A 22,072-nucleotide genomic window follows, 5' to 3' on the forward strand; every position below is an offset into this window, starting at 1 on the left:
TCAAAAATTTAGTAAGAAATCAAAATTTATAAATTCTTAAAATAAAAAAACTCCCTAAGGAGTTTTCTCATTAATTCTTAATTTTTCATTAAAATAAAGAACCTTATTTACTTAAGTGATTTTATTCTTTCTGCACCACTTACAATACTAGTTATTCTTACTCCGAAGTTTTCATCAACAACAACAACTTCACCATATGCTATCTTCTTGCCATTTACTAAAACCTCTACAGGTTCTTCAGCTAATTTATCAAGCTCAATTAATGATCCTGTACTTAAGTTTAATATATCCTTTATACTCTTTTTAGTTCTACCAAGAACAACAGATACATCTAAAGGTACATCTAATATCAAATCAATATTTCTATGAGATTCACCAACTGGTCCTTGACCTAAAGATTCAAAACTTGCTCCATGAACTTCAACTGGCCTTTCTGGCTGTCTTTGAACAGTTTGAGCCACTTGTCCTTGTTGAGCTGTGCTTTCTCTGTAAAGCTCTTGAGGATGATTTTCTTGATTTACATTTTCATGGTATTGCTTTGGCTCTTCATATGTAGTAGGTTCCTTATGAGTAATGTCTAATGCAACTTCATTAGTAGAATTATTAGTTACATTTATATCAACTTCATCTTCTTCACCCATCATTATAGATACTATTTTTTTAGCCGTATTTATAGGTAAAATTTGCATCATATTTGATTGAAGAACTCCTTCTATAGATAAATCAAAACACACTTCTACTATTGGCTCATCTTCTGGTATAGAATCACTAATCTCTTCTTTAATATTCTTCCATATCTTTGACTTAGGAGGTGATATATTTACTTCTCTTGCAAACATAGTTGCCATTGAAGTTGCTGCAGAACCAACCATTTGATTCATAGCTTCTTGAACAGCGCTTACTTCTAATTCAGATAGTTCAGTATTAGATACATTCCCATCTCCTCCCATCATAAGATTAGCAATTACTGCTGCATCATTAGTTTGCATAATTAATATATTTCTACCTGTGATACCAGATACATATTGTACATCTAAAATAATATTTGGGTATTCAAAAGCTTCTTTAATGTCCTTCAATGTTGTTAAAGTAACCTTTGGTGTAGTTATATTTACTGGTTTATTTATTATCTGATATAGAGCTGTAGACGCAGATCCCATAGAGATATTACCTATTTCTCCAAGCAAATCTTTTTCTAAGTCAGATAGTATTTCCTCCCCATTAGACTGATTTATATCATTAGATGGTTCTGGACTACCATTTAATAAAGAATCTATTTCCTCTTGAGATAAAAAACCATTACTCATTCTCAATCACATCCTTATCTAAAATATCTAAAAGTTCTACTCCCATGTTTTTTCCAATAATCCCTGGCTTAGCTACAAAGCATTCTTCTCCTTCAACAAATACTTTTACAGGATCGCTGCATTGAGAATTTAAAATTAAAACATCGCCTTTAACTAACTTTAAAAAATTATCAATAGTAATTTCTGTATTCCCGAGCTCTACATGCATATCAACCTCAACAGGTTCTATTCCTTTTTTAAGTTTTTCTCTTGATTCTTCTTGAAGTCCTGTGTCATCAGTTTTAAACCAATATTGTACTACAAGCTTATCTAATATTTTTTCTACACTTAAATAAGGTATACAAAGATTCATATATGTTGTACTCTTACCTAATTCAACTAAGAAACCAAGAAGTGCAACTGGCTCATTTGGAGCTAGTGTTTGGTTAACTGCCGGGTTAGTTTCAAGTCCTTCAAACTCTGGCTTTACATCTAATATTCCATCCCATGCTAACACCATAGATTTAATCATATCTGATGTAATATTCGATAATATATTTTTATCTATTTCAGAAAATTCCTTGCCAGCTTCAGTTTTTTCTCCTGTTCCACCTAAAAGTATATCTAATATTTGAAATGAAAAATCAGGATTCATTTCAAGCATAATATTACCTTGAAGAGGACTCATTTTAAATATAGTTAATATTGTAGGGTTTGGAATCGAATGAACAAACTCCTCATAAGTTATTTGCTCAACACTTTGAATTTCTATTTTAACATGTTTTCTAAGTTGCCCAGAAAGATAATTACTTACTATTCTTGCAAATGAATCATGAACCATTTCTAAAGTTCTTATATGATCCTTAGAAAACTTTTGAGGGCTTCTAAAATCATATTTCTTTACCTTATGCTTCTCTTCCTTTTCTTTTAACTGTTCTGGTTCAACATCCCCTGTAGATAAGGCAGAAAGGAGAGCATCTATCTCACTTTGACTTAAAACCTCTGCCATTAATATCCCTCATTTCTATTGATTAAGTAGCTTTTCTATTTCTATTACTGTTAAAAGTTTACCTTCTAAATCAATTATTCCTTTAATATATCCTGCTGTATTATGGGTTTCTAGCTTTTGAAGTTTATTTTCTTCAATATCTATTACTTCCTCTACTTCATCTACAGTAATACCTATTTCTTCGTCATCAACTTTAAGTATTATAATATTATTTTGTTCACTATTAGATTCTCTATTAAGTAATAAGTTAATATCTACTAAAGATTTTATACTTCCTCTTAAGTTTATTAACCCCTTAATATAATAAGGTGCTTTTGGAACCTTAGTTATCGCCATCATATCATTTATACTTAATATCTTATCTGTCTCAACTGCAAAATGCTCTTCACCTAGTTTAAATATTACAAATTGCATTTACTTAGCCTCCCCTATTTATTAGCCAACAACCTTTCTTATAGCTTCAAGTACTCTATCTGCTTGGAATGGCTTTACTATAAAGTCCTTTGCACCAGACTTAATTGCATCCATAACCATTGATTGTTGTCCCATTGCAGAGCACATTATAACTTTAGCTGATGGATCAAAAGCTCTTATTTCTTTAACAGCTTCTATACCGTCCATATCTGGCATAGTAATATCCATTGTAACTACATCTGGTCTTTCTTTTTTATATAAGTTTACTGCTTCTATACCATTACTAGCCTCACCTATTACTTCAAAACCATTTTTTTGTAATATATCCTTAATCATCATTCTCATAAAAGCTGCATCATCAACTATTAATACTTTTGTCATTTTTAACCCTCCAATTAATTTATTCCTAACGATTCTAATATTTTTTCTAACGATTCTGGAGAAGGAAGGAAATAGAAGTGACCTTCTAGTTTATCTTCTGCTTCTCCCATAAAAAGAATTTCTATATCTAAAACATAGTCTTGATATTGCCCTGTTTCTATAAAAGCCGAAATTAATATTGCACTTAACATATCATTAGCTATAGCAGGGACAGAAGCTGTAGCCTTTAGTCCAGTAAAACCTGAAATTGCATTCATAAATGAAGAAGATATTATATTTCCAATCTCACCAATAACTGATTGTCCCATTTCAGATAATGTTTTTTCATTATTTAAAGTCATCTTAGATATAATATTTAAGGCTGTTTCTTCTTCAAATACATATAAAATACTGCCCTCAATGTCATCAAGCACCTTAACTAATACTGCTACTACAGCATTTTCTTTATAACTGTTAAATAACTCATCAAAGGCTATTAAATTTAGGTTAGGTACTGTCATATCTATTTTAGTGCCTAATAATACTGATAAAGAAGTAGCTGAATTTCCTGCTCCAATATTAGATACTTCTTTAAGAGCATCTAATTGCAATGAAGTTAAATTTTTATACTCCATAATAGCCTCCTTCTTTATATTAAAGCAGCCACATCAAGAATTAAGGTTACTAAACCATTTCCTAAAATAGTTGCTCCAATATATTCTTTTAATGATTTTAAAGTCTTTCCTAACGGCTTAATAACTATTTCTTGTTGTCCAAACAATGAATCAACTAGTAATCCAACTGCTTTTTCACCTATTTTAACTATGATTACATATTTCTTTTTACTTTCCTTATTTTCTATTCCAAGTCTTTCATTTAACCTAATTAAAGGGATTATATTTTCTCTATAGATTATTACTTCTTCTCCATTTGTCTTCTTTAGATTTTCTTCTTTATAGTCGATAACTCTATCTATAAATCCTAAAGATATGGCTAAAGTTTCATCTCCCACTTTAACTAGTAATGCTTGAATTATTTGTAATGTTAAAGGTAATTTTATAATAAAACTTGAACCTTTTCCTTTTTCACTAACTACATCTACAGTTCCTCCAAGTGATGAGATTTTAGTTTTAACTACATCCATCCCAACGCCTCTACCAGAAATATCTGTAACTACTTTATTAGTACTAAAGCCTTGAGCAAATATTAAATTTTTAATATCATTATCACTTAAACCTTCAGTTACTATTCCTAAATTTTCAGCTTTTTCTTTTACTTTATTAACATTAATTCCAGCACCATCATCAATAACTTTAATTAAAGCTTTAGTACCTTCTTGGTAAGCAACTAACTTAATAGTTCCAACTGGATCTTTACCATTAGCTATTCTTTCTTCCTTACTTTCAATACCATGGTCTGCTGCATTTCTTAATAAATGTATTAAAGGTTCTCCTATTTCATCTATAACAGTTCTATCTAACTCTGTCTCAGCACCTTCAATCACAAAATTAATTTCTTTATTTAAATCAACAGATAAATCTCTAATCATTCTTGGGAATCTATTAAATACTACATCTAATGGCAACATTCTTATTTTCATTACTAAATCTTGAAGATCAGAAGTAGTTCTTTCCACTTGTTCTAATGTTTCAACTAATTCTTGAGACTTATCATTAATCACTATTTGTTCAAGTCTAGTCCTGTAAATAACTAATTCGGAAACCATATTCATAAGCTTGTCTATTCTTTGAAGATCAACTCTTACTGATTGATGTGCTCTCTTATTATTGCTTACTTCTTTTTTCTTTTCTTTAGCTGCAACTGTCTTAGGTTTTGATTCTACCTTCGGTGTAATCTCCTTATTTTCCGGAATATTATTCTCAATAGATTCTTCTAGCTTATTATTTAATTCAATATAATCTACATTTACATTATCTACTTCAGAAATATTTTTTGCTATATCTTCTATTTCTTCCTTAGATTTTGTAGTTAATAATAAAAAGTCTAGTTCAGTATCAAACTGTTCATTTTCAATATCTTCAGTTGAAGGGAATGATTTTATTATCTCTCCTTGTGCCTCAAGCTCTTGAACAATAAGAAAAGCTCTAGCTGATTTTAATAATGTATCTTCTCTTAAAGTAATTTCTACATTTATGCAATTGTATCCACTCTCTATAGCTTGTTCAATTACAGATATATCATATTCGTTTAATAATGAATTTATTTTATTTTTTTCCCCATTTGAATTTGGACTATCTTCTATATTTTCTTTAGGTTTTATTTCTTTCTCAATAGAATTATTAGGTAAATCAGAAATTTTTTGAAGATCTTCAATTATACCTTTATATTCTATTTCTTCATCATTACCAGACTCAATATTGCTAACCATTTTTTCTAAAGTATCTAAACAATCAAAAAGTACTGTAACAACTTCACTTGTAACCTTTAAACTTCCATCTCTGAATTCTGATAATACATCTTCCATTTTATGTGTTAATTCAGAAATATTATTGAATCCCATAGTAGCTGACATACCTTTAATAGTATGAGCAACTCTAAAAATTTGATTTAATCTTTCTATATTATCTGGTTCTTGTTCTAGATCTAATAAAGCTTCATTTAATGTTTGTAAATTGTCCATTGACTCTTCTAAGAACATTCCCATATATTGAGATGTATCCATTTTCTTCACCCCTTTATATCTTTTTATAAATAAAAGTAGATAACTTTTCCAATCCAAAATCCTTGTAGTTGTAAATACTTTCAGTTGCTCCTACAAAAAGCATTCCGCCTTTTTTTAAAGACTCCGAGAACCTTTTAAATATTTCATCTTTAATTTCTTTTTTGAAATATATTACAACATTTCTACATACTATTAAATCAAAATCTTTTTCGTATGTATCTAAAATCAAATCATGTCTTTTAAATTTAATCATTGATTTTAGCCTATTATCTATAATAAATTTGCCATCTACCTCTTTAAAATATCTTCTTTTAAAATCTTCGTTTACATTTTTCATTTCTGAAGGTAGATATTCACCTTCAATAGCCCTTTTTAATATATTGTTATCTAAATCAGTTGCTAATATAGTAGCATTAACTTTTGGACTTATTTCAGATACTATCATCGCTAAACTATATGGCTCACATCCAATAGAGCATGCTGCGCTCCAAATTTTAAGACGCGGATTCAAAACACAATACTCTTTTAATATTTTTTGTAACTCTGCAAATAATTCCGTATTTCTAAAAAACTCTGTTACATTTATAGTAATAAAATCTATAAATTTTTCTCTTTCTTCTTTATTAGTTATTAATAACTTCTTATAATCATCTAATGATGATATACCAACCCTTGACATCAAACTTCCAATTCTTCTATTTAACTGTTCCGGTTTATATGCATTTAAATTAATTTTATATTCCTTATAAATCCAATTGTGAAATTCTGTAAAATCCATATATCCTCCTACTCCCCATTAACCAAGCTTGTTATTTTTGATGCTATATCTTTTAAAGGAAGTACATAGTCAACACATCCTGTTTCATAAGCTACTTTAGGCATTCCATATATTACGGAACTTTCTTTATCTTGTGCAATAGTAATACCATTGTTTCTTTTAACCATTATTGTTCCTTCTGCCCCATCTTTCCCCATACCTGTAAGTATTACAGATATTACTCTACTTCCATAAACAGCTGAAGCTGTTTTAAAAAGTTTATCTACAGCTGGTCTAACCCCCCATAATAAAGGATCCTTTGTTAATCTTATTACTCCTTTATTCGTAACTTCCATATGACTCCCACCAGGAGCTATGTAAATAGTGTTTTTTTCCACCTTCATACCCTCTGTAGCCTCTACAGCTATTAAATGGCACTTTTTATGTAATCTGTCTGCAAAACTCTTAGTAAAACCACTTGGCATATGTTGTACCACTAAAACCGCAACATTTAAGTCTCTAGATAGATCTGTCACTACGCTTTCAATGGCATTTGGTCCTCCTGTTGAAGCTCCTATTAATATTATATCTTTAATTCCTACATTATTAGACAATAATGCTACCCTCCCCTAGAGACTCTTGATATTACTACCAATACTCTTTATTAATACAGAACCATCTTCACTTTCAAAGACCATCGTTCTACCTTTATTGCCTCCAACATCCTCGCCAACTATAGGTATAGCTAGTTCTTTTATCGCATTAATAACGGCTTTACTATTTCTTTTGCCCACATCACTTATTATTTTTTTATCTGGAAAGTTAAACATAGAAGCTCCTCCAGCTATTTTAGCTGTCATATTTTCTTTTCGACACCCTAAATACATCATCTTTTTTACTATTTCATTAACTCCCAAATCAGCATACTTAAAAGGATTAACTATATTTTTAAACTGAGTACTGTCAGGCAGCATTATATGTACTAACCCTGCTACCTTTTTTTCATTATCGTATATGGCAATTCCAACACAAGAACCAAGTCCTAAGGTAATTAATTTATCCGGAGATGATACTATTGCTCCATCTGCTATACCAACCCTAACTTCTTTTTTCCCATTCAAACTTTTCACCCCTGAAAAACAATCTCCTCTTCTTGGACAGTTAATATTTTATCTAAGTTTAGCATAATAATTATATTGTCATTTTTCTTAACTAATCCCTCTATATATTTTTTTGATATTAACGTTGAAAGGCTATTAGGATTATTTATATCTTCATCATAAATACTCATAACTTCACTTACGCTATCTACTAATATTCCAAACTTACCTATTTCTCTTTTTACAACTATTATCTTCTTTTCAGTACTATTAATATCTCTTAAATTAAATTTCTCAATAAGATTTATAATAGGTAAAACACTATTTTCATAATCTATTACACCCTCTAGAAAACTAGGTGAATCCGGAAGTTTTGTTGGTTCTTCAAATCCAAGAATCCTCTCAACCTCCATAATATCAGTAGCATAAAATTCATTTCCAAGCTTAAAAACTAATATTTTGATTTCATTCATTATTTATACCCTCCTATAGAAGTAATTTATCTACCGCTAAGCTTCCATCTTTCTCAACATAAACATGTATATTTTTCGATGGCTTGTCCAAAATATACTTTTTATTACCTATTATAAAAGTAGTGTTTTGATAAGCAATATTTGCATATATCTCTCCTGACTTCTCTACTTCTATACTAGTAATCACCCCAGAATCGCTTCCAATAGTTGAGGCCTTTATCAACTTACCAGCCTTTAAGTGCCCACCTCTACATATTGAATTTTCATAATCAAATGTTATGCTATGAGATGCTTCTAAAGTACTTGTAAATAAGCCTTTTCCTGTAATATGAATATTTCCTAAGACATTAATTTCTGACTCCTGAGCATATTCTATACTTAAATCAGATAGAGTTATAATATCTTTTTCTAATTCTTCTAGCTCTTCATTTACTTTGTATCCTATTTCATCTAATTCACTTACATCCTTTATTCTAGTAGGTCCAAGTCCTAATAATTTTCCCTTAATTAATTTTACTACTTCAGAATTATTACAATTATCTTGAATAGAGCATGATATTATCTTAACTAAGGTTTTATTCATATCCTTTAGCTTAGTTTCAATTAAAGATTTAATTATCATTCCATCAGTTACACCTTTATTAACTATTTTATTATCTTTAAGATATTTGGTATTTCTAATTAATGATTTTAAATCTTCTTCTAAAGCTTTTAAATTTTTTACTCTCTCAGCCTTAACTAAATTTTCTCCACCGATTTTAATCTTAGAGTCCACAATATTCCCCAAAATTTTGCTGCTTAATTTAGCTTCAATTTCAGAACTAAAGACTCCTCCTTTAACTAGGATGCTACCTCCAGAATTAACTTTCATCCCTTCAGTAATCTTACCATTAATTTCTACATTGCTTGGAAAATTAATATTACCTGTAGCAATAGTTACATCTTTATTTAATATGTAAATAGGTTCAACTAAAAATGTATTTCTATCTAATCTTGGTTTTCCATCTACAGTAGAATAAATTAAATTGTCTTTTATCTTCGCTCCATATCCTGTGGAAAAAACTATATTCCTCTTAGCCTTACTCGGAATAGTTTTCGAGAAAATATTCTTACCATCTACTCCATTTTCCCCTTTTATAATTTCGGCCAATACTTCATTAGCTTTAACACTAGTTATAGTATTAAAGTTTCTATAGTCAATTTTTTCTTCACTTTCGCTATTATAAGATTTCTTTTCATTTTCAAAAAACAATCTTATCTTATCTTCAATAGGGGGGATTGCTTTAACTCCTTTTGCTATTAAAACCTTTTGAACATCTCTATTACTGGTTATTAAATCAATTACATCTTTATCTATTCCATAGGTAATACCAGCCTTAAAAAGTTCTTCTTCCACCTCTCTTTTAGTAACTATAGGAGGATAATCTCCTTCCACTTCATCTACATCTAAGGTTAAATTTTTACATTCTTCACTATCTATAAGAGGATAATTCAGTCCCTTCTTATAATTAATTGTAATATACCCTTCAGTTCTATCTTCATTATAGCTAAAAATAATTTCTCTTTTTGCTAATTCATTAGCTTCTTTAAACTCAATTTCATCCTCTTCTTTAACCTTAGAATTACTCGTAACCCTTTTCCCATTTATAAATAAGCTTCCTTTTGAGGGCGGAGTTATAATTGCATACTCTCCTTTTTCCATTGGATTTTTAACAATTATTTTATTGTCCTTAACGCAAATACTTCCATCTTTACTTTCAACTTTCATATTTTCTTCATACATTATTTTTCACCCCCAAATTATAATATTATATCTTTAGTATATAATATCATATTTAAGTATATTTTTGAATAATATTCAAATTATATAAAAACTTCACATCTATATTTGATTCTTTTTTACATATAACTCTATTTCTCTATCAAATTCTTCCATTAATCTTCTCATAAGATCATTTTCCACATTTAGTTGAATTTCATTTACAGAGGCTATCGGTAAAATTTTAGGTGAAGTTCCTGATATAAACATAGCATCAAATTCCTCAACATCTTCATATTTAATCTTAGACTCTTCAATATTAATACCAATAGATCTTGCAACTGAAATTATTCTTCCTCTTGTAACCCCTGGCAGCACAGCTTCAAGAGGTGATGTATATAATGTATTGTTTTTTACTAAGAAAATGTTAGATTTACTTCCTTCTGTAATATATCCATCATTATCTACTAAAATTGCTTCAAATGCATTTTCCTTATTCATTTCTTCAATAACCTTAGATCTAAAATTTGAATCAACAACTTTTGCATTAGGATTATTTCTTTCCCCATGATAAAATATTGTTTTTACGCCTGTTTTATATAGTTCTTCATTTGGATAACTATGCTTTATACTAAAGACCTTCATAGTGTCTGTCTTTATATCAAAAGTTAACTTAATATTCCCATCAATAATGTTATTTGCATTAATTAAATTTGATGAATATTCTTTTATCTTTTCATATTTATATGAAAATGTTTTTTCCATTAATCTAAAGCTAGATTCTAGCCTTTTTATATGATCTTCAAAAAACAAAGGAACACTATCTATAACTCTTATTACTTCATAGATAATTCTCCCTTTCTCATCAGTATCTATAGTATAATTCTCAACAGGCTCTAAATGCCCATCCTCCAAATAATACTTATTAATTGCGTCCACTATAATTCCCCCTATTACTTCCAATTTAATATTTTAAAATCATTTTTCTTTTTATAATTAATAAGATATGGGTTGCCAACTAAATCTAAAAGAGGTTTATCTGATAATGAATCTGAAAACATATAAGAATTCTTATAATCAACTTCAATATTATTCTCTTTTAAATATTTTTTAAGTCTTCTTACCTTTTCCTCTCCCTTACAATTTAAACCATCCATCTTTCTAGCAAAAAAACCATTATCCATAGAAAACCTAGTTCCAATAATTACATCTACTTCTTTAATATCATATAGCTCTTTTAAATAAAATTCTGGTGATGCAGAAATTAAGTAAATTTTACACCCTTCACTCTTAAGGTTTTTAATCATATCTATTGCATCTTTATATAATATTTTTTTCAGTACATTTCTATAGTATTCCTTTGCTAAAACATCTAAATCTTCCTCATGAATCTTATCAATAAACTTTAGAAAAGATTCTTTTACTTTTCTCTCATCATAGACCTTAATCGAATACATTAGCCCACTGAATAAAGCTCTTGGAAGAAACCTAATATTTTTTAAATCCTTAAATACTACAAATTTATATAATTCCATTAAAGTTTCTTTTTTTGTTATAGTAAAGTCTACATCAAATATCGCTAATTTTTCCACTTTTCTTCCTCCACTCTTTTCACAATTTATTATATACTATAATTTGCTATTTTAAAACAAATTACTATATTAAGGTTTTAATTCTATGCTGATTTATCAGATTTAAAGATGAATTTTAATGAATTGTATATATTTATATACTGACAATAAAATAGGAGTCCAATTATATAAATTGAACCCCTGCAACAATTATTAATATCTATACTAATTTCTTTAAATAACTTTCTAATCTATTTAATCCGTCTTCTATAATCTCCAAAGATGTTGCATAAGATAACCTTATATAGTTATCTAATCCAAAAGCTATCCCTGGAATTACAGCAAGATTTTCTTCTTTTAAAATACTCTTTGAGAAATCTAGTGATGATTTTATTACATTGCCATTAAATGATTTACCATAAAATCTTGATACATCAACCATGATATAAAAAGCTCCTTTAGGTTTTATTAATGATAATCCTTCTACATTACTTATTCTATCAACCATATAATTTCTTCTTTTTTCAAACTCAACAATCATAGCTTTTATACTTTCTTGAGGTCCTGTTAAAGCTTCAATTGCTGCATATTGTGATATTGAATTAATATTTGAAGTTACATGACTTTGAATGCTTCCCATTAATTTTGCAATTTCTTCACTGCATGCAGAATAGCCAATCCTCCAACCAGTCATTGCATAGGATTTAGATAATCCATTAATCACTATAGTTCTTTCATAAGCATCTTTAGATAAAGAAGCAATACTAATATGTTTTTCATTATCATAAATTAATTTTTCATATATTTCATCGGAAATTATAATTAAATCATTTTCCTTTGCAAAGTTAGCAATTTCTAATAATTCTTGTTCAGAGTAAATACTTCCAGTTGGATTGTTTGGACTATTTATTAAAATAGCCTTCGTCTTACTATTAACTACTTTTTTCAATTCCTCTATTGAATACTTATAGTCATTTTTTTCACTTGTATTCAATAGTACTGGAACACCATCTGCAAGTTTAACTAGTTCAGGATAACTAACCCAATATGGTACTGGTATTATCACTTCGTCTCCATCATTTAATATAGCCATAAAAGCATTAGCCAAGCTTTGTTTAGCTCCAGTAGAAACTACTATTTGACTAGGTTTATAATCTAGATTATTATCATCCTTAAACTTTTTACATATAGCTCTTCTAAGATCTAATATTCCACTTGCTGGTGTATATTTAGTCTTTCCTTCATTCATCGCTCTTACTGCAGCTTTAATTATGTTTTCGGGTGTATTAAAATCAGGTTCTCCTGCTCCAAAACTTACTACATTTACCCCTTCTTCTTTTAATGCTTTTGCCTTTGCCGTAATTTCTAATGTAATTGATGGATTGATTTGCTTTGCCTTATTAGATAAATCCATTGTTATTCCCCCATTTACTTTATTGAATTAATTAGTTTATTAAATAAATCTTCATTTATTCCGTAGCTACCTATTAAATTATCTTTTGATGCTTCTTTATCATGAAAATCACTACCTCCAGTAATTATTAATTTATGTTTTCTACATAAATTATAAAAACTATTACTTTGCTGTTTTGAGTGACTTGGATGATATACTTCCACACCTTTTAATCCATAAAACTTTAGATTCCTAACTATTTTTTCTACTTCTAAGGTTTTATAAATTTGCCCCGGATGTGCAAGTATAGAAATGCCTCCTGAATTATTTATTACTTGAATCGCCTCTTTATAGCTTAATTTTTTACCTTTAACATAAGCAGGCTTTCCTTTTACTAAATAATTGGTGAATGCACTTTTATAATTCTGAAAATATCCTTTTCTAACCATTGCCTTTGCAACATGACTTCTACCCACTGTAGATTCAAAATCCACATTTAAATCCTCAAGACTTAAATTAATATTATCTTTTCTTAAATTAAACAATATTCTCTCAATTCTATCTAATCTAGATTTATTTAATTCATTTACTGTTTTCTTTAGATCTATATTATTTATATCAAAAAAATATCCCAGTATATGAAGTTCTAAATCATCATATTCAGTACTTAATTCTATACCAGGTATTATATTTATATCACAATATTCATTATTAATTACATATTGTGAGGCAATTGAATCGTGATCTGTAATTGATATATTCTTTACTCCTACTTCAAGAGCTGTCTTAATAATATCTTCGGGTGTCATACTGCCATCTGAATAATTAGAATGAATATGTAAATCTGCATATTTCATATTAACACCTTATTTCTTAAGTTTATATTATGAATATATCATTATTAATGTATATTTACAATTAAAAAAAGTGCCAAATTCGGCACTTTTTTATATTAGTCTTCTAATTCTTCGCTATAGAATTTTGATACTCTATCAAATTCCTCTTCATCAGGAATTACTAATTCACCATCTTCTAAAGATTTAAATAAGTAAACTGAATCTTCATTTGGATCTTGAGCTAAGATATATTCATTGCCTTCAAACTCAAAAGCATCTATTATTGGACAAGATATTACATTTCCATTGTCATCTTCTAAGTCTACTACATAATGCTCATGATGGTCTTCACCACATCCACATTCATCATGATGTTCATGCTCGTGATGTTCATGACCACATCCACAAGTTTTTTCTTCTTCATTGCATCCGCATTTCTTTTCATTATCCATAAATATAATCCTCCTTTATGAGATTATGTCTCTCTTTAATTCTAACCTTATTTTAAAGAAATTAAAAGTAAAAGATTTAATTTTTTACTTTTACTATTTTACATTTTACTTTCTTATAAAGCTAAATAAAATATAAAACTCTTTTTTGAGTTTATAAAAAATTGATTTTTAGTAATTTAGAAGAAGTTATCTCCTAAATTGTTAACTGTTAATTAAAAAGGAGCTGTATTAAACAGCTCCTTTTATAAGGTATATAAAATACTATTGTTGTTCAGCTAATCTCTTATATCCTGCTAATCTATCCATAGCATCTTTTTCTGTCTTTTCAAATAATGCTTCTGCTTGTTCTGGGAATGCCTTAGCAAGTGATGCATATCTTACTTCACCCATTAAGAAATCTCTAAAGCTTGATTTTGGTTCCTTAGAATCTAAGCTAAATGGATTCTTAGTTCCGATTAAAGTAGGATTGTATCTGTATAATCCCCAATATCCGCATTCAACAGCTTGCTTAGCTTCTTCTTGGCTGTTAGCCATACCACTCTTAATACCGTGGCTTATACATGGAGCATAAGCTATGATTAATGATGGTCCATTGTAAGCTTCAGCTTCAGCTATAGCTTTAAGAGTTTGGTTCTTATCAGCACCCATAGAAATTTGAGCTACATATACATATCCGTAAGTCATAGCCATCATTCCAAGGTCCTTCTTCTTAGTCTTCTTACCTGATGCAGCAAACTTAGCTATTGCAGCAGTTGGAGTTGACTTAGATGATTGACCACCAGTGTTAGAGTAAATTTCTGTATCAAATACAAGAACATTTACATCTTCTCCTGAAGCAAGAACGTGATCTAATCCACCGTATCCGATGTCATAAGCCCATCCGTCTCCTCCGAAGATCCATTGAGATCTCTTAACTAGGAATTCTTTATCCTTTAAGATTTCTCTTGCATAATCAGCATCTACATTTCCTAATACAGCTATTACTCTGTTAGCTCTATCTCTAGTACCTTCTCCACTGTTCATATGATCTAACCAGTCTTGAAGTACTGCTTTAACATCTTCTGAAGATTCAACTTCTAAGCCCTTCTTCATGTTGTCAGCAATTCTTTCTCTGATAGCCTTAACTCCTAAGAACATACCAAGTCCAAATTCAGCATTATCTTCGAATAATGAGTTAGCCCAAGCTGGACCATTTCCTTCATGGTTAACTGTGTATGGAGTTGATGGAACTGAACCTCCCCAGATTGAAGAACATCCAGTAGCGTTAGCTATCATCATTCTGTCTCCAAATAATTGAGTTACAAGCTTAGCATATGGAGTTTCTCCACAACCAGCACAAGCTCCTGAGAACTCAAATAATGGTTGTTCAAATTGGCTACCCTTAACAGTATTCTTGTTCATTGGGTTCTTCTTAGGTGCAACTTCTTTAATTGCATAATCCCAAGCTTCAATTTGTTCTTCTTGAGTATCTATTGGTTTCATAACTAAAGCCTTACCTGGTGCTGGACATACTTGAGCACAGTTTCCACATCCAGTACAGTCTAATGGTGTTACACTGATTGAGTAGAATGTTGGTTCTTCTGTTCTTAATGCCTTTGCAGGTACTAACTTTAATGATTCTGGCGCATTTTCTTTTTCATTTTCATTTAATAAGAATGGTCTAATAACTGCGTGTGGACAAACGTAAGCACATTGGTTACATTGAATACACTTGTCTTGTTGCCATTCTGGAACGTTTATAGCAATACCTCTCTTTTCGAAAGCAGCTGTACCAGCCATAAATGTACCATCTTCCATACCATCAAATGCTGAAACTGGAAGGTCAAATCCTTTTTGAGCATTGATTGGTTCTACTATATTCTTGATGAATGCTGGAACATCGCTTCTTTCTTCCTTAGCAGCTTCTGTAGCATTCTTCCAATCTGCAGGTACTTCTATCTTAACAATAGATTCAACACCCTTATCTATAGCAGCATGGTTCATGTTAACAACTTTTTCACCTTTTTTACCGTATGACTTAACAACAGCGTCTTTTAAGTACTTAACAGCATCTTCAACTGGGATAATGTTAGCAATCTTAAAGAATGCAGCTTGCATTATCATGTTGATTCTTCCACCAAGACCTATTTCTTGAGCTATCTTAACGGCATTTAATGTATAGAATTCAATATTGTTTTCTGCAATGTATCTCTTCATAGCAGCAGGTAATTTTTCATTAACTTCTTCTGGAGTCCAGATAGTATTTAATAAGAACTTACCATTCTTCTTTAATCCTTCTAATACATCATATTTATAAACATATGCTTGGTTGTGACAAGCAATGAAATCTGCTTTATCAACTAAATATGGTGACTTAATTGGTTTCTTACCAAATCTTAAGTGAGAAACTGTTATACCACCAGATTTCTTTGAGTCGTATGCAAAGTATCCTTGAGCATACATATCAGTGTGGTCTCCAATGATCTTGATAGCGCTCTTATTAGCACCAACAGTACCATCTGATCCAAGTCCCCAGAACTTACAAGCCTTAGTTCCTTCTGGAGTAGCATCGATATCTGCAACTGTTTCTAATGAAGTGTTAGTAACGTCATCAACTATTGAAATAGTGAATCCGTCTTTTGGTTCTTCCTTAGCTAAGTTTGCATAAACTGCAGCTATGTCAGCTGGATTTGGATCCTTAGAACCTAATCCATATCTTCCTCCAACTATTATAGGAGCATTTTCTCTTCCATAGAATGCACTCTTAATGTCTAAGTATAATGGTTCTCCAATTGAACCTGGTTCTTTAGTTCTATCTAAAACAGCTATAGCTTTAACTGTAGCTGGTATAACCTTTAATAATTTTTCTTTAGAGAATGGTCTGTAAAGTCTAACTTTAACAACACCAACTTTTTCACCCTTTGAATTTAAGTAATCAATAGTTTCTTCAGCAACGTCAGTTGATGAACCCATTGTAACTATAACTCTATCAGCATCTGGTGCTCCATAGTAATCGAAGCAGTGATATTCTCTTCCAGTAAGCTTAGTTATTTCAGCCATATAGCTTTCAACTACTTCAGGAACATCTTCATAGAATCTGTTTACTGATTCTCTTGTTTGGAAGTAGATATCAGGGTTTTGAGCTGTACCTCTAGTAACAGGGTTATTAGGGTTTAATGCTCTCTTCTTGAATTCATCTAAAGCTTCATAATCTACTAATTTAGCTAATTCATCATATTCTAAAACTTCTATTTTTTGAATTTCGTGTGAAGTTCTGAAACCATCAAAGAAGTTCATAAATGGTATTCTAGTCTTAATTGCAGTTAAGTGAGCTACTGCAGATAAGTCCATAACTTCTTGAACTGAACCTTCAGCAAGCATAGCAAAACCAGTTTGTCTTGCAGCCATAACGTCTTGGTGGTCACCAAATATGCTTAATGATGATGTAGCAAGAGCTCTTGCTGAAACATGGAATACTGTAGGTAGTAATTCACCTGCAATTTTATACATGTTTGGTATCATTAATAATAAACCTTGAGAAGCTGTATATGTTGTTGTTAATGCACCAGCTTGTAATGATCCGTGAACTGCACCAGCTGCTCCAGCTTCTGATTGCATTTCCATAACCTTAACAGGTTGACCAAATATGTTCTTTTTTCCTTGAGCTGACCATTCATCAACGTGTTCAGCCATTGGTGAAGATGGTGTGATTGGGAATATTGCAGCTACATCTGTAAAAGCGTAAGATATATGAGCAGCAGCAGTATTTCCATCCATTGTTTTCATTTTTCTCATCGTGTTTGACCTCTCTTCCTTATATATAAAAATTTTATAATAGGCTAAATACAGAAATATCTCTGCATTCAAATTAAATAAATTTTTAAAAAGTTTATTTTTTATTATTTTAAATTACCTACCCCCTATAATAAGTAATTTAAAACATTAATCCCCTAAGCATTATTGTACTTAAAGAATTTATTTTGCTAAAATTTCACCCATTTGCTTAGATTTTAAAATTTCATCTTCGCTTGGTGATTCTTTAACGGCGATGTAATCTACAACATCAAAGTCATAGTCTTTCATACGTTGAACCCAGTCAACCATGAACTTCCCATCATCCCATCCATAAGATCCAAATAATACTATCTTCTTTTGTTTGTTAGGTAACAATTTGAATTGGTTTATAAAAGGTTCCATTTCTTGTTGTTCAATTCTATTGTTATCCATTGATGGGCTTCCAAAGGCAACAGCATCAGCATCTGTAACATCTTCAATTTTAGCATCGCAAACATATTTAACATTTACTTCTGCCCCTTGAGCTTTTGCCCCTTCTGAAATTGAATTTGCTAGAACTTCTACATTTCCTCCGTTACTCCAATAGATGATAGAAACTTTTTTCATAAATAACTTCACCTCATCCTTTTTGACTAAAAATAGTCAACATTTCGGATATATATTACCTATTTTTACACTTACTATTTTATTATATAACACTATTTTTTTTTTGCAAGTTTTTAACGTCCCATATTGGAACAATATTGTCCTCTCATTTAAATAAAGTCCTATTTTATTTGTTTAACTCAATACTTTTTGTTATTACGCCTAAAATTGCGTCTACTCCATTACCAATTCCGCTATTATTCATATTTTGCACTAATAGAGATTTTTTTCCTCTTAACTCTTCTAATTTATTTATTAATTTTTTATTATCTTCTATCATCTCATCTTCGTCTAAAACTAATGAGAACCCTTCTTTTTCAAAAGAATTTGCATTTAAAATTTGATCTCCCCTACTTATTTTTTTAGATAAAGGAATAAGTAATGTTGGTTTCTTTAATGCAAGAAGTTCAAAGATAACATTTGCTCCTGCTCTAGATATAATTAAGTCTGATGCCTTCAGAAGATTAGGCAATTCTTCTTTTACATAATCAAACTGCTTGTATCCATTTGTGTTTGCTAACTTTTCATCCAAATTTCCTTTTCCACAAATATGAATTATATTAAAACTTTTTAAAAGTTCTTTTAAATTTTTCCTAACTGCTTCATTAATACTCTTAGCACCAAGGCTTCCACCTATTACAAGTAATATTTCTTTATTGTCTTTAAATCCACATATTTCTTTTCCTCTAGTAGCATTTCCTTTTAAGATTTCTTCTCTTATTGGCGTTCCAGTTAAAACACCTTTCCCATCTTTTATATATTTTAAACTTTCTCTAAAAGTTACACATAATTTATCACAAAATGGAGAAGATAATTTATTAGCAAGCCCTGGTGTTAAATCTGACTCATGAGATACAACTGGTATTTTTCTCATAGAGGCTGCTATCACTACTGGTACAGCAACAAAACCACCCTTTGAAAAAATTACATTTGGCTTTTCCTTTTTTAATATTTTATTTGCTTCTATTACGCCCTTCATAACCTTAAAAGGATCAGTGAAATTTTTCACATCAAAATATCTTCTTAGCTTACCTGATGATATTTCAAAGTAAGGAATATTTGCATCATTTATTATTTCTTTTTCTATTCCATCCTTACTACCAATATACTTAATTTCAAATCCCTTTTCCTTTAGTTTAGGAACTAACGCTAAATTTGGAGTTACATGACCAGCAGTTCCCCCTCCAGTCATAATTATTTTATATTTATTCATTAAACCACTCCTTAATAAAACCACCAAATTTTATTTTATTCTTTTTTCTTTAAAACTACATACCATTTCACTATAACATATTATCTTTTTCTTTTTAAATGTTATTTTATAATTTTAATTTATTCTTTCCTTCCACTATTATGTCCATTTTCCTTAACTTACATATAATATTTTCTTAAAAAATACACAAGCTATTGTTACAAAGATAAAAGGAGGTGAAACTTATGGCAAAGACATTAGTTCCAGAAGCAAAAAATGGATTAGCTAAATTCAAAAATGAAGTAGCTAGTGAAATTGGAGTACCTTTTTCAGATTATAATGGAGACCTTTCTTCAAAACAATGCGGAAGCGTTGGTGGAGAAATGGTTAAGAGAATGGTAGAACAATATGAAAATACTATAAAGTAGTTTTTCAAATTGTAAATCATTAATCTTATAAAGAGAGTTGTCTTAAATGATTAATTTCATATTGAGGCAACTCTTGACTTTTAAATCTTAATTAATAAATTTAAATCAATCTCTTATTTCTGTTAAATATCTATATTCTTCTTTTAGATACCTTTTAATCTAATATTTTTAATATTCATTTGCACTGTTCTGTTTCCTTTAAATTCATTTATGCTAGGATAATAAATTACATCTGCCTTTACATTTAAAAAGCTAGTTTCAGTTGCTTCTAAATACTTATCTTCACCATAAATATTTATAAAGCTCTCTCTAAAATCTTCTAATTTATCAAAAGTAACTCCATCTATATATAGCTTTCTTTCATTACTATAAAAACTAAACCTAAGTTTCAAGAAATTTTTCTCTTTTCCTAAAAGCCATATTCTTTCAACTCTTAAATCCTTGACTGCAAATAACGGACTTGGATTTCCCTTTCCAAAAGGTCTTAATTCTTCAACTACTTTTATCAATCCCTCATCTAAATAATTTAAACTTAAAGGTAAATCAATCTTAACTATAGGAACAACATCTTCATCTGTTAAATGACAATTTTCATTTAGTTTTTTTCTTAAAACATCTATATTTTCTTCCTTTAAAGATAAACCTGCAGCCATTGGATGTCCACCAAACTTTTCAATTAACTCTTTACACTTACTTAGTTCTGCTGTAATATTATATCCCTCAATAGACCTTGCTGAACCCTTAGGCATTTCCTTAGCCTTAGTTAACACTATACAAGGTAGGTTATATTTTTCTTTTATTCTACCTGCAACTATCCCTGCTATACTTTCATGAATATTCATATCATATACTACAATAACTTTTTCATCTTTCTTAAGTTCAGTTTCTAATCTCTTAAGAACTCTTTCAGTACTTTCTTTAGTTAAGTCTTGTCTTATAGTATTAAGTTCACTTAGTTGATTAGCTAAAGCTTTCGCTCTTTTTTCATCTTCTGTAATTAATAGTTCAACAGATAAATCAGCTGTTTCAAGCCTTCCTGTTGCATTAATACACGGCCCTATAACAAAACCTAAGTGATATTCTTCTAATTTTTTATCAAATAATGCTGTAGCTTTCTTAAGTTCTAATATACCTGGATTTTTTGTATTATTTAAAAGCTCTAACCCTTTTTTTACTATTATTCTATTTTCATCAACTAGATCAACAACATCACAAACTGTAGCTATAGCAGCAAATTGAAATAAATCTAATACTGCTTCCTCTTCTATATTCAATTCATCAAAAAGGCATTTAGAAAATTTTAATGCAATCCCTGCACCACAAAGCATCTTAAATGGATAGTTACAATCGCTTCTCTTTGGATTTATAACAGCATCAGCTTTTGGAATACTTTCAACTAATTCTCCATCTTCATTTTCTCTTTTAGGTATATCATGATGGTCTGTTATTACCACTTCCATATTAAGTTCTTTTGCTATTTCAACTTGTTCAAGGGCAGAAATCCCATTATCGCAGGTCAATATAACATCATATCCTTCTTCTTTTAACTTTCTAATTCTTCCGCTATGCATTCCATAGCCTTCTTCTTCTCTGTTAGGAATATAATAACTATAATTTGCTCCTGCTTTTTTAAGTGCCTTATATAAAATTGTGGTACTATTGACACCGTCACAATCATAATCACCATAAATAATTATTTTTTTATTATTCATTATGGCATTCTTGATAATAGATACTCCTTCCTTCATATCTTTCATTAAGTATCCATCATACATATCCTTAACAGTACCATAAAGAAATCTCTTTGCTAAGTTAATATCCTCTAGCCCTCTATTTGCTAATAGTCTCAGTACTAAAGGATTCTCCTTTAAGGAATTAGAGAGCTTTAAAAAGCTCTCTTTCTTATTTATTAATATCCAATTTTCTTTCATTGTTACACC

General features: G+C 30.0%; 21 protein-coding genes. 1 reads left to right on the plus strand and 20 read right to left on the minus strand.

Features of this window, described 5'->3' with window-relative positions:
* Positions 1 to 107: 107 nt before the first annotated feature.
* The 19 genes from fliY to GPX08_RS10815 all read right to left on the minus strand — a co-directional run bounded on the left by fliY (position 108) and on the right by GPX08_RS10815 (position 19,725).
* Positions 108 to 1,307 carry a flagellar motor switch phosphatase FliY gene (fliY, locus tag GPX08_RS10725; protein ID WP_156626806.1) on the minus strand — a complete coding sequence of 400 codons (1,200 nt, stop codon included), beginning with the start codon at positions 1,305 to 1,307 and terminating at the stop codon, positions 108 to 110.
* Positions 1,300 to 2,295, minus strand: a complete 996-nt coding sequence (gene fliM, locus GPX08_RS10730; RefSeq protein WP_156626807.1) for a flagellar motor switch protein FliM — start codon at positions 2,293 to 2,295, stop codon at positions 1,300 to 1,302. Before fliM ends, fliY begins: the two co-directional genes overlap by 8 nt.
* A 15-nt stretch (positions 2,296 to 2,310) precedes the next feature.
* On the minus strand, positions 2,311 to 2,709 hold the full coding sequence (locus GPX08_RS10735) for a chemotaxis protein CheW (protein WP_156626808.1): 399 nt from the start codon (positions 2,707 to 2,709) through the stop codon (positions 2,311 to 2,313).
* Between the two features lie 21 nt (positions 2,710 to 2,730).
* Positions 2,731 to 3,090, minus strand: coding sequence for a response regulator (locus tag GPX08_RS10740; protein WP_136004430.1), 360 nt, complete (start codon positions 3,088 to 3,090; stop codon positions 2,731 to 2,733).
* Between the two features lie 14 nt (positions 3,091 to 3,104).
* A complete protein-coding gene (locus GPX08_RS10745) occupies positions 3,105 to 3,704 on the minus strand; it encodes a CheY-P-specific phosphatase CheC (protein WP_156626809.1) in 600 nt (199 codons plus the stop codon).
* Positions 3,705 to 3,718: 14 nt separating this feature from the next.
* Positions 3,719 to 5,752, minus strand: coding sequence for a chemotaxis protein CheA (locus GPX08_RS10750; RefSeq protein ID WP_156626810.1), 2,034 nt, complete (start codon positions 5,750 to 5,752; stop codon positions 3,719 to 3,721).
* 13 nt (positions 5,753 to 5,765) lie between these two features.
* Complete coding sequence (locus GPX08_RS10755) at positions 5,766 to 6,530, minus strand: chemotaxis protein CheR (RefSeq protein ID WP_156626811.1); 765 nt, start codon at positions 6,528 to 6,530, stop codon at positions 5,766 to 5,768.
* 8 nt (positions 6,531 to 6,538) lie between these two features.
* Complete coding sequence (locus GPX08_RS10760) at positions 6,539 to 7,123, minus strand: chemotaxis protein CheB (RefSeq protein ID WP_156626812.1); 585 nt, start codon at positions 7,121 to 7,123, stop codon at positions 6,539 to 6,541.
* A 15-nt stretch (positions 7,124 to 7,138) separates the two neighbouring features.
* The gene (locus GPX08_RS10765) at positions 7,139 to 7,630 is read right to left on the minus strand and encodes a chemotaxis protein CheD (protein WP_156626813.1); all 492 of its coding nucleotides are present in this window, start codon (positions 7,628 to 7,630) and stop codon (positions 7,139 to 7,141) included.
* Positions 7,631 to 7,635: 5 nt separating this feature from the next.
* On the minus strand, positions 7,636 to 8,082 hold the full coding sequence (locus GPX08_RS10770) for a chemotaxis protein CheW (protein WP_156626814.1): 447 nt from the start codon (positions 8,080 to 8,082) through the stop codon (positions 7,636 to 7,638).
* Positions 8,083 to 8,095: 13 nt separating this feature from the next.
* The gene (locus tag GPX08_RS10775) at positions 8,096 to 9,865 is read right to left on the minus strand and encodes a DUF342 domain-containing protein (RefSeq protein ID WP_156626815.1); all 1,770 of its coding nucleotides are present in this window, start codon (positions 9,863 to 9,865) and stop codon (positions 8,096 to 8,098) included.
* A gap of 99 nt (positions 9,866 to 9,964) precedes the next feature.
* On the minus strand, positions 9,965 to 10,780 hold the full coding sequence (locus tag GPX08_RS10780) for an aminotransferase class IV (RefSeq protein ID WP_156626816.1): 816 nt from the start codon (positions 10,778 to 10,780) through the stop codon (positions 9,965 to 9,967).
* 14 nt (positions 10,781 to 10,794) lie between these two features.
* Entirely contained in the window at positions 10,795 to 11,433 is a 639-nt protein-coding gene (locus tag GPX08_RS10785; RefSeq protein WP_156626817.1) for an HAD-IB family hydrolase, read from the minus strand.
* Positions 11,434 to 11,632: 199 nt separating this feature from the next.
* Positions 11,633 to 12,826: an aminotransferase class I/II-fold pyridoxal phosphate-dependent enzyme gene (locus GPX08_RS10790; protein WP_156626818.1), complete on the minus strand. Its 1,194-nt coding sequence runs from the start codon at positions 12,824 to 12,826 to the stop codon at positions 11,633 to 11,635.
* A gap of 14 nt (positions 12,827 to 12,840) precedes the next feature.
* Positions 12,841 to 13,662, minus strand: a complete 822-nt coding sequence (locus tag GPX08_RS10795; protein ID WP_156626819.1) for a PHP domain-containing protein — start codon at positions 13,660 to 13,662, stop codon at positions 12,841 to 12,843.
* A 95-nt stretch (positions 13,663 to 13,757) separates the two neighbouring features.
* Positions 13,758 to 14,093 (minus strand): DUF1292 domain-containing protein, encoded by a 336-nt coding sequence (locus GPX08_RS10800; RefSeq protein ID WP_156626820.1) that lies wholly within the window; start codon positions 14,091 to 14,093, stop codon positions 13,758 to 13,760.
* A gap of 261 nt (positions 14,094 to 14,354) precedes the next feature.
* Positions 14,355 to 17,867: a pyruvate:ferredoxin (flavodoxin) oxidoreductase gene (gene nifJ / locus GPX08_RS10805; RefSeq protein ID WP_156626821.1), complete on the minus strand. Its 3,513-nt coding sequence runs from the start codon at positions 17,865 to 17,867 to the stop codon at positions 14,355 to 14,357.
* Positions 17,868 to 18,047: 180 nt separating this feature from the next.
* Positions 18,048 to 18,473: a flavodoxin gene (locus tag GPX08_RS10810; protein ID WP_156626822.1), complete on the minus strand. Its 426-nt coding sequence runs from the start codon at positions 18,471 to 18,473 to the stop codon at positions 18,048 to 18,050.
* 166 nt (positions 18,474 to 18,639) lie between these two features.
* Positions 18,640 to 19,725 carry an undecaprenyldiphospho-muramoylpentapeptide beta-N-acetylglucosaminyltransferase gene (locus tag GPX08_RS10815; protein WP_156626823.1) on the minus strand — a complete coding sequence of 362 codons (1,086 nt, stop codon included), beginning with the start codon at positions 19,723 to 19,725 and terminating at the stop codon, positions 18,640 to 18,642.
* A gap of 224 nt (positions 19,726 to 19,949) precedes the next feature.
* Here GPX08_RS10815 and GPX08_RS10820 point away from each other — a divergent pair, with 224 nt between their 5' ends.
* Positions 19,950 to 20,132: a small, acid-soluble spore protein, alpha/beta type gene (locus GPX08_RS10820; protein ID WP_156626824.1), complete on the plus strand. Its 183-nt coding sequence runs from the start codon at positions 19,950 to 19,952 to the stop codon at positions 20,130 to 20,132.
* Positions 20,133 to 20,275: 143 nt separating this feature from the next.
* On the opposite strand, the gene recJ is transcribed toward GPX08_RS10820, so the two are convergent.
* The gene (gene recJ, locus GPX08_RS10825) at positions 20,276 to 22,063 is read right to left on the minus strand and encodes a single-stranded-DNA-specific exonuclease RecJ (protein WP_156626825.1); all 1,788 of its coding nucleotides are present in this window, start codon (positions 22,061 to 22,063) and stop codon (positions 20,276 to 20,278) included.
* Positions 22,064 to 22,072: the final 9 nt, after the last annotated feature.

The sequence above is a fragment of the Clostridium tertium genome (assembly GCF_902652255.1).
GTDB lineage: Bacteria > Bacillota > Clostridia > Clostridiales > Clostridiaceae > Clostridium > Clostridium tertium_A.

Bases quoted from the DNA above. Each gene is read 5' to 3' on its own strand.
- fliY (WP_156626806.1), bottom strand. From the start codon at position 1,307: ATGAGTAATGGTTTTTTATCTCAAGAGGAAATAGATTCTTTATTAAAT.
- fliM (WP_156626807.1), bottom strand. From the start codon at position 2,295: ATGGCAGAGGTTTTAAGTCAAAGTGAGATAGATGCTCTCCTTTCTGCC.
- GPX08_RS10735 (WP_156626808.1), bottom strand. From the start codon at position 2,709: ATGCAATTTGTAATATTTAAACTAGGTGAAGAGCATTTTGCAGTTGAG.
- GPX08_RS10740 (WP_136004430.1), bottom strand. From the start codon at position 3,090: ATGACAAAAGTATTAATAGTTGATGATGCAGCTTTTATGAGAATGATG.
- GPX08_RS10745 (WP_156626809.1), bottom strand. From the start codon at position 3,704: ATGGAGTATAAAAATTTAACTTCATTGCAATTAGATGCTCTTAAAGAA.
- GPX08_RS10750 (WP_156626810.1), bottom strand. From the start codon at position 5,752: ATGGATACATCTCAATATATGGGAATGTTCTTAGAAGAGTCAATGGAC.
- GPX08_RS10755 (WP_156626811.1), bottom strand. From the start codon at position 6,530: ATGGATTTTACAGAATTTCACAATTGGATTTATAAGGAATATAAAATT.
- GPX08_RS10770 (WP_156626814.1), bottom strand. From the start codon at position 8,082: ATGAATGAAATCAAAATATTAGTTTTTAAGCTTGGAAATGAATTTTAT.
- GPX08_RS10775 (WP_156626815.1), bottom strand. From the start codon at position 9,865: ATGTATGAAGAAAATATGAAAGTTGAAAGTAAAGATGGAAGTATTTGC.
- GPX08_RS10790 (WP_156626818.1), bottom strand. From the start codon at position 12,826: ATGGATTTATCTAATAAGGCAAAGCAAATCAATCCATCAATTACATTA.
- GPX08_RS10795 (WP_156626819.1), bottom strand. From the start codon at position 13,662: ATGAAATATGCAGATTTACATATTCATTCTAATTATTCAGATGGCAGT.
- GPX08_RS10800 (WP_156626820.1), bottom strand. From the start codon at position 14,093: ATGGATAATGAAAAGAAATGCGGATGCAATGAAGAAGAAAAAACTTGT.
- nifJ (WP_156626821.1), bottom strand. From the start codon at position 17,867: ATGAGAAAAATGAAAACAATGGATGGAAATACTGCTGCTGCTCATATA.
- GPX08_RS10810 (WP_156626822.1), bottom strand. From the start codon at position 18,473: ATGAAAAAAGTTTCTATCATCTATTGGAGTAACGGAGGAAATGTAGAA.
- GPX08_RS10815 (WP_156626823.1), bottom strand. From the start codon at position 19,725: ATGAATAAATATAAAATAATTATGACTGGAGGGGGAACTGCTGGTCAT.
- GPX08_RS10820 (WP_156626824.1), top strand. From the start codon at position 19,950: ATGGCAAAGACATTAGTTCCAGAAGCAAAAAATGGATTAGCTAAATTC.
- recJ (WP_156626825.1), bottom strand. From the start codon at position 22,063: ATGAAAGAAAATTGGATATTAATAAATAAGAAAGAGAGCTTTTTAAAG.